Source organism: Tateyamaria sp. (assembly GCF_039945315.1).
Classification (GTDB): Bacteria; Pseudomonadota; Alphaproteobacteria; order Rhodobacterales; family Rhodobacteraceae; genus Tateyamaria.
Genome location: NZ_JBDUXB010000047.1, coordinates 1 through 7669, shown reverse-complemented (window position 1 = coordinate 7669; position 7669 = coordinate 1). Strand labels below are relative to the sequence as shown.

8 protein-coding genes and 1 pseudogene are annotated in these 7669 nt (G+C 54.9%); 3 read left to right on the top strand and 6 right to left on the bottom strand.

The window, feature by feature from the left end; translation table 11 throughout:
* Window positions 1-320 precede the first annotated feature (320 nt).
* The 3 genes and pseudogenes from ABJD00_RS14860 to ABJD00_RS14850 form a co-directional block, all read right to left on the bottom strand.
* On the bottom strand, window positions 321-797 hold the full coding sequence (locus tag ABJD00_RS14860; protein ID WP_413830430.1) for a hypothetical protein: 477 nt from the start codon (window positions 795-797) through the stop codon (window positions 321-323).
* Between the two features lie 71 nt (window positions 798-868).
* Window positions 869-2116, bottom strand: a complete 1248-nt coding sequence (locus tag ABJD00_RS14855) for an acetamidase/formamidase family protein (RefSeq protein ID WP_413830428.1) — start codon at window positions 2114-2116, stop codon at window positions 869-871.
* A 371-nt stretch (window positions 2117-2487) separates the two neighbouring features.
* Window positions 2488-2643 (bottom strand): annotated as a pseudogene (locus tag ABJD00_RS14850) (transposase); the annotation flags it as partial.
* 605 nt (window positions 2644-3248) lie between these two features.
* On the opposite strand from ABJD00_RS14850, the gene ABJD00_RS14845 reads away from it, so the two are divergent.
* On the top strand, window positions 3249-3497 hold the full coding sequence (locus tag ABJD00_RS14845) for a hypothetical protein (protein ID WP_413830426.1): 249 nt from the start codon (window positions 3249-3251) through the stop codon (window positions 3495-3497).
* 145 nt (window positions 3498-3642) lie between these two features.
* Here ABJD00_RS14845 and carA read toward each other — a convergent pair whose 3' ends face one another.
* Window positions 3643-4800: a glutamine-hydrolyzing carbamoyl-phosphate synthase small subunit gene (gene carA, locus ABJD00_RS14840; protein ID WP_413830424.1), complete on the bottom strand. Its 1158-nt coding sequence runs from the start codon at window positions 4798-4800 to the stop codon at window positions 3643-3645.
* 213 nt (window positions 4801-5013) lie between these two features.
* Here carA and ABJD00_RS14835 point away from each other — a divergent pair, with 213 nt between their 5' ends.
* Window positions 5014-5475, top strand: coding sequence for a GatB/YqeY domain-containing protein (locus ABJD00_RS14835; protein WP_413830422.1), 462 nt, complete (start codon window positions 5014-5016; stop codon window positions 5473-5475).
* Between the two features lie 31 nt (window positions 5476-5506).
* Here the strand turns inward: ABJD00_RS14835 and ABJD00_RS14830 are convergent, their stop codons facing one another.
* Both ABJD00_RS14830 and ABJD00_RS14825 read right to left on the bottom strand, forming a co-directional pair.
* Window positions 5507-5995: a DUF2244 domain-containing protein gene (locus tag ABJD00_RS14830; RefSeq protein ID WP_413830420.1), complete on the bottom strand. Its 489-nt coding sequence runs from the start codon at window positions 5993-5995 to the stop codon at window positions 5507-5509.
* Between the two features lie 194 nt (window positions 5996-6189).
* On the bottom strand, window positions 6190-6471 hold the full coding sequence (locus tag ABJD00_RS14825; protein WP_413830431.1) for a DUF3604 domain-containing protein: 282 nt from the start codon (window positions 6469-6471) through the stop codon (window positions 6190-6192).
* Between the two features lie 23 nt (window positions 6472-6494).
* On the opposite strand from ABJD00_RS14825, the gene ABJD00_RS14820 reads away from it, so the two are divergent.
* Window positions 6495-7651 (top strand): IS3 family transposase gene (locus ABJD00_RS14820; RefSeq protein WP_413830418.1). Its coding sequence is split into 2 segments (ribosomal slippage): window positions 6495-6738 and window positions 6738-7651, totalling 1158 coding nucleotides; the frame shifts between segments, so codons are not numbered across the junction.
* The last annotated feature ends 18 nt before the right edge of the window (window positions 7652-7669 follow it).

Here is a 7669-nt window from a genome sequence, read left to right as displayed (position 1 = left end):
AAAGAACCTCCTAAAGTCCTTCGGAGAAGGCCCCTCGCTGGCAGATACCAAGCACACGGCCTCTGCACCCATTAAATTCCAAAGCATCAAATACCAACAAGCGGACCTTCGCTGCACGACGCCCCAATGGCTGAGATGCGGGACGAACCCGACATCCGATTTATTCGCGATCGATTGAACGATGGCGTTCATTTCAGCAGGGTTTGGAAAGGTTATCGGAAGCTAAGCAGATTCAAAATAAACACAAATATCGTCAGCCATGACAACGACTAGCGTATTGTCCTAACAGCTAGCCAAGCTTTTGGCTTCTTGCCGACCCGTCAACCGGGCAAAAGCTCACTCATCGCTACGCCGTCGATATAGGCAGTGACGCCACGATGCAGATCAAACGACCCTACTCCGTCAGGCGACGTCAAATCTACACCGCTTTGATCGAGGGCATTTGCCAAGAGCCAGGCATGATGGGGTGTGAAGTCTCGGTGGGCGACCAGCATATGCTCGCCCATGACAGCCAACTGCTGCAGCGGGACCATTCCATAAGGCGAAAACGGGTCACTGGCCGTTTTGATGTCGCTGGCTGTTCCCTTATCCAGGACTGCCAATTCAAGTTGTCGTGTTCCCAAAAGACTGGCGAGCCTTTGCGGGTGTGGTGCCCTTGCCGGTCTGCTTGACGCTTCGGGAAGCAAGTGGGCGAGTGTTTCAGAAAGTTGCAAAGCCAGTTCGTAGGTCAGCATGTCCTTGCGGTGGCATCCGATCAGCAGGTGCTTTTGACGGTATACGACCCATTGATTGAACATTGTGTGAGCTCTGGCGGCGGGAGCTGTTGCTGCCGCCGCCAGAGCTGTCACAAACGAACGTCTGGTAAGTATCATTCTTCGAACACATCCAGGTTCATGACGGCTGTTACAATATAGTTCGGCACATCGACCACTTGACCTACACGTAAATCAACCGCCACAGAAGCCAAAGTATAGGCTTGCTCGGCAGTTAAATTGTGCTCGCGTTTTAGGTACTCAATCATCTGAAGAAGAGCGTGACGCGCCGCAAGCGTTAGGTCCTCTGAAAGGTTTTCCAAAGATGCTATTTCGTCACCATCGATATATGCGTGGGTTGGAGGGACTTCGCCCGCAGCCTTAAGAGGAAGCCCAACGGTTTGGTAGAACTTCGATGGTTCGATGTCTTTGATCTGCCCTCCACCCTCAACCTGTACTGAAGGTATGTTCACAGCCTCGCCTTTACGCACTTCAGTGACCACAGTCACAACAGCACCTGTTTCGATAGCTGTACCGCCGACTTCGCCGTCGCCCTGAGCGTAATGCACATCACCGACGAAGAAACCACACCCATCCACAAAGCAAGGGAACAGCATGGTGGTCCCGATTTGCATTTGTTGCACATCCATGTTGCCACCATTTTCACGCGGCGGGATCGTGCGTAAACATTCATCCTTGTGAGCCCCCTCAGGCCCACAAATTTCCGTTGGTTGAGCACCAACTGGCTGTGCGCCCAGTGCGGCACCACCAGCGGCACCTAGAGCGGCTTCTCGCGCGCCCCACTTTTCGACCTCAGGCTCGCCCGGCAATACGCCAACTGACCCCAGAAACGCTTCATAAGGTACCTTTACGCCCGGCATCTGGTCTGATTCCGCATGGGTCCGTGTGAGGCGCCAGTTCACTACATATGGCTCGGTGTATATGTCACGCAAGAAACCGAAACCCGGGACGATTACAGTGTATCCGTATTCGTCAGGCTCAATATCGAGCAGAGTAACTGCCAGTACATCGCCACGCTCGGCACCTTCGATATAGACTGGGCCTGTCATCGGGTGCACCAAATTAAGATCGATTGCCAGAACATCATCCGGCACGGAGTCGAGTGTCAGGTCTGAATCCAACGCATCACGTGAATGGATAACGATGTGATCGCCCGGTTTAGCCCGCGCCACAGGCGGAATGGCAGGATGGTATCGATTAAAGCAATTGGGATCATCCACACAATGATCACCCTGCTTTTCAACAGTTACGACATTCTTCCACTTTACATCCGTTGTATCGGCCCAAGTTGCCGTGGTCCAAGCGGATGCGAGCGTAAGCGCGACACACATCTTTTTCATCATTTTGGGTCATCCTTCCGGTACGTTAAGCGGTTAGCTTAACTCAGAGCGGAAAATTGTCACGGGTTTATTATTTTAGCCTTTATCGAAACACGTTTGGCCGGCAAAATGCTGTTTGATTGAAAGTATTTATCCTACATTTTGCTCTATTCGATGTCATTGCTTCATAAGTTGAGGTGAGTGCCGAAAAACGGTCCACATTGGGCTTTCTACAGCCATTCGCCGCAATCCGCCCGAACGGCGGGTCTGGGATTTCCCGCCATTCGCTGCACGCCGAACGAACGAGTATTCAGCGGACAAAGCGCCAATTCGCCGCGACTGTGCCAATGACCGCTTTTTGGCGTTTGACGCTTTTCGCTTTAATGGGTCCTGACCCTAGGGGCATCGCACCATCGCAAGCCATTGCGATTGATGAATATAATACCACTCAGCACACGCCGGTCATCTACACGTGGGACACCATGGCTCTTCGGAAAATATGGATGGAGCCGCTCCATTTGATCCTCGGTCAGCCAGTAAAGATTGCTCATAAACCCCCCTCAGTTTGGGGAGCTTGAATCATGCAGGCCTGACGGCCTTAAGCCGATTAATGGGTCTGGAGCCTAGGCAGCTTGTCTGCGATTGGGCTGACGTGTCTGAGGATGTCCTGCGCCTGTATGTCGCTCGGAGGCTCAGAGACGGCCTGAGCATGGCTGGTCTGGATCGTAAGGCCCTCAGAGACCTCGCATCACCTGACGACCCTGAGAGGGCTTCCTGTGCCTGCTGTGGGGCTGCTCTTGAGGGGCAGGCTACGAAGTTCTGCGGTAAGAAGTGTCGGCAGAAGCAGTGGCTCAGGGATAAGGCTGAGGCGAAACGGGCTGCTTGAGCAATGAGAGGTTTGTGGGTGTGTGAAGGCCGAGGTAGCACTCCTACTCTTTAAAAGTTGGGGCTAACAAAGGGTAACAACCCTCACACACAGATAAAACATACGTAGCTTTTCTGATTGTCCCAAGCGAACTTAAGGCTAGGACGAGTATCTTTGGGATAGGTTAGGCGGCTGCGAAACGGGCTGCTTAGTGTCCGAGCCTGTTGATGCACATCATGTACGGCACCCCCAAAGGCACTTATGCTGAGGCGATAAGAGCAGGGGAAGAGAATGAGCGACGTATTCAAAAAGACTATGGCGGTGACGTTTTTGGTGTGCGCAGTCGCTGTTCTATTTCCTCCACACGGCTTGTTAGGCGAAAGCTTTGACCGTTTTGCGTTTGTCTTCTCAGACAACGTGCCACTTACTGGCTACGACTACACCCATGCAACGATTGCGTGGAAGCTTTTGGCTGTGGAGCTTGTGGTGATTTTGTTTGTTGGCTTGGCGGCTGGCCTATTCCTGAGTTCCCGCAAGTAGTTCAGAGACAAGGCCGAGGCGAAACGGGCATCAGTACTTAATTAAAGGCCCGCAAGTGGACATCGGGGGCACTATTATTCTTTAAATTCAGACACTTAAATTTAAAGGGCCGTTAAGAATTGTGTAAAAGGTGAGCGGTTCTGTGTCAGGCGCGCTGTGCGTCCATTGCGGCGGCAAATCGTTCGAACAGGTAATAGCTGTCCTGAGGCCCGGGGCTGGCTTCGGGGTGATATTGCACCGAATAAACTGGCTTGCCCTTGACCCGAATACCGCAGTTCGAGCCGTCAAAGAGCGACGTATGCGTCTCCTCTACGCCCTCAGGCAAGGTCTGCGCGTCCACGGCAAAGCCGTGGTTCATCGAGGTGATTTCAACTTTACCGGTCTCAAGGTCCTTCACGGGGTGGTTGGCGCCGTGATGGCCGTGGTTCATCTTGATCGTCTTGGCTCCAAGGGCAAGCGCAAGCATCTGATGGCCAAGGCAAATGCCAAAGACGGGCAGGTCGCGGGTCAGCACGTCCTTGATCATCGGCACAGCGTATTCGCCGGTGGCGGCCGGATCGCCGGGACCATTGGATAGGAACACACCGTCAGGATTATGGGCCATGACCTCATCAGCGGTGGCCGTCGCAGGCAACACAGTCACATCACAACCGGCAGAAGCAAGGCAGCGTAGGATGTTGCGCTTGGCGCCGTAATCGATGGCGACGACCTTGTACTTTGGATCGTTCTGGGGCGCATAGCCCTCGGGCCAGGCCCAACGCATCTGCTTCCAGTGATAAGACTGTGCACAGGTCACATCCTTGGCTAGATCCATGCCTTCAAGGCCGGCAAAGTCGCGGGCAGCTGTGACAAGCGCGTCTGTGTCAAAGTCGCCGTTTGGATCATAGGCCAGCGCCACATGGGGCGCACCTGCCTGCCGGATGGCGCGGGTCAGCCGCCGTGTGTCGACGCCACCGATCGCGATGCGCCCGCGGGCGGCAAGCCAAGTCGACAATTCTTCGGTCGCGCGCCAATTCGAAGATTCCGTTGGCATCCATTTCACAACCATTCCACTGGCCACGGGATCCCCGGTTTCGTCATCTTCGGGGTTTACGCCAGTGTTGCCGATATGGGGAAACGTAAAGGTAACCACCTGACCGGCATAAGAAGGGTCGGTCATGATTTCCTGATAGCCGGTCATCGCGGTGTTAAAGCACAACTCGGCCACAACCTGCCCCGTCGCCCCGAACCCGGCCCCATAAAACAGCGTTCCATCGGCCAGTGCTAGACAGGCGGTGGGCGCGGGTGGAGCGGTGATGTTCATGGGCAGACCTCTTGCAGCAAGGGAGGGCGCGCGCCCTAGGGGCGGCAAATTGCGCGGAAACTAATGGTACCTGTGGGCCGGGTCAAGCGGGATCGGTATTTTGCAGATATAAGCAATATCAATAGGTTAGCCGGAATTACATACCTTGCCACACAATCTGACATAGCCTATGTATATGCGCTTATCACGAGGCCATGGGGATGGACGTCGAATATGGATTTGCGCACGAAGATTTCGGCTGCGATGAAACAGGCTATGAAAGAAAAGGATGCGGTTCGTCTGTCGACCTTGCGTCTGATCAATGCCGCCATCAAGGACAAGGACATCGACGCCCGTGCCGCGGGCCAGGACGACGGAGTGGGCGAAGCCGAAGTGCTGTCCATTCTGGGCAAGATGTCCAAACAGCGTGTTGAAAGCGCGCGTACCTACGAAGAAGGTGGGCGTCTTGATCTGGCGGAACGTGAGCTGGGCGAGATCTCGGTGATCGAAGAATTCCTGCCCCAGCAGCTGGACGAAGCGGCTTCTGCCAAGGCAGTAGATGCCGCCATCGCCGAAGTGGGTGCGGACAGCATTCGCGACATGGGCAAGGTGATGGGCGTCTTGAAGGGCAAGTATATGGGCCAAATGGACTTTGGCGCCGTCGGCCCGATGGTCAAAGATCGTCTGTGCGGCTGACCTGAGCGAGGCGCGGCGCACTTGCGGTGCTTCAAGAGGTGCGTTTTAGCGCCTTTATCAGATCATCATATAGAGCGCCCCGCTCTTCTTCGCTGAGAAACGCGCCGATTTCGACTTCGCGTCCCATGCCTTTAAGCGTCACATATTGCGGCACGGGGCCTTCGCGGTCGTATTTGACCACCTGTGCCCAGTAGCGGTTGCAATCCCATTCCTGTGTATCCCCTTTGGGGTTGGTGCGCACGAGGTGCGCCTGATCGTCGCTCAGGGTCAGCACTTCGATGATTTGTCGCGCCCGCCGATTGCGCCGCAGCGCATAAAAGATGCCCCAGACCGCCAGCATAAGGAACGGCAACAGCCCCCACAGCACCACGCTGCCCAACAGCGGCAGGGCGGGAATCAGGATGAGGGTGAAGGTGGCCAGCACAAAGGCGGCCATTCCCTTTTGCGGCAGGGAGTTGTGAGGCCAGAGTCGCAGTTCCTGTGTCGGGGCGTCCGGAGATGTGGTCCACTGATACGGCATGTGTTCAAGTATATGGCCTCAGTCTGAAAAGTCGAAGGGCAGGGTGTCGCGGGGGACTCATCGTCTGTTGGCACCAGGACGCGAAAGTCGGATGGGATAGTGTGCCCAGCAAACCCGGCGTGCAAGCGAAAACCGGGCCAGCAAGGGCGTTCAGTAAGAGTCCGCTTTGAGCTAAAAGCGACCGCGTGAGCAACCTACTTAGAGCTGTACCAAATCGGTGAGGTGTAGGCGCGATCCTGTACTTCCGCCGGGACGGTGTCTGGCAATGGAATGTTATAAAACGCGGCATCAATTGTGGTCCAACGCGGTTTCGGTATCTCGATGACACGAACGTAGTAGAAAGCGTCTTGAGAATCGTCGAAGTCCGGGTCTTGCCAAAAACCTTCGAGAGCTCCGGCGCCGATCGAGTTATTGTAAGTGGCCTGCTCAACATTGACTGAGGTGCCCCTAGATTTGTAGACGCTTTGCTTGGTAATTTTGGAACCAAGGAGAGACGGATATGAACAAGGGCATACGGTTTACGGATGAGTTTAAGCAGGACGCCGTGGCGCAGGTTGTTGAGCGTGGATATGCGGTCAGTGAAGTGGCCGAACGGCTGGGGATCAGCACCAAGTCGCTGTACACTTGGAAGGCGCAATTTGCGAAGTCGCCACGTGTCAGATCGGAGATTGCGGAGCAGGCTGCTGAGATCAGACGGTTGAAGCGAGAGCTGGCCCGCGTCACCGAGGAACGCACAATCTTAGAAAAGGCGACCGCGTACTTCGCGCGCGAGTCTCAGTGAGGTACGCGTTTATTGAGGCTCATCGTGCGGAGTTTTCGGTGCGGTCGATGTGTCGTGTGCTGGCTGTGCATTTCAGCGGGTTCTATGCATGGCTTAAAGAACCGTTTAGCCCGCGTGCGCTTGAAGATGCGCGCCAGACAGAGTTGATACAACAGGCCTGGGCGGACAGTGGCAAGGTCTATGGGTATCGCAAATTGACAGATGATCTGCGTGACGCCGGCGAGACATGTTCTGAGAACCGTGTTGCGCGTTTAGCCAGCTTAGCGGGCATCGCAGCCCAAATCGGCTACAAACGTCCCCCTGGTCGATATGGTGGGAAGCCAGTGGTCGTCGCGGACAACACGTTGGATCGACAATTCGAGGTCGATGCGCCTGACCGGATTTGGGTGACCGACATCACTTACATCAAAACGCACGAAGGTTGGTCTTATCTGGCGGTCGTGATCGATCTGTTCTCAAGGCGGGTTGTCGGGTGGTCAATGCAATCTCGGATGACGGCTGACTTAGCTTTGCAGGCATTACTGGCTGCAGTTTGGCGACGTAAGCCAAGGCAAGAGGTCATGATTCATTCTGACCAAGGTTCTCAATTTACTGGCAGGGAGTGGCAGTCGTTCCTTGGCAAACACAACTTGGTCGCCAGCATGAGTAGGCGTGGGAATTGCCATGACAACGCGGTCGCCGAGAGCTTCTTCCAGTTATTGAAACGCGAGCGCATCAGGCGGAGGACGTACCTCACACGCGACGCTGCAAGCCGGGACGTGTTCGAATACATCGAGATGTTCTACAACCCGACACGCAAGCACACCAACAACGGTATGCTGTCGCCGGTTAACTATGAAATCAAACAGAAGAAGATGAACGAGGCAGGCGTCTAGGAAACTAGGGGCACCTCA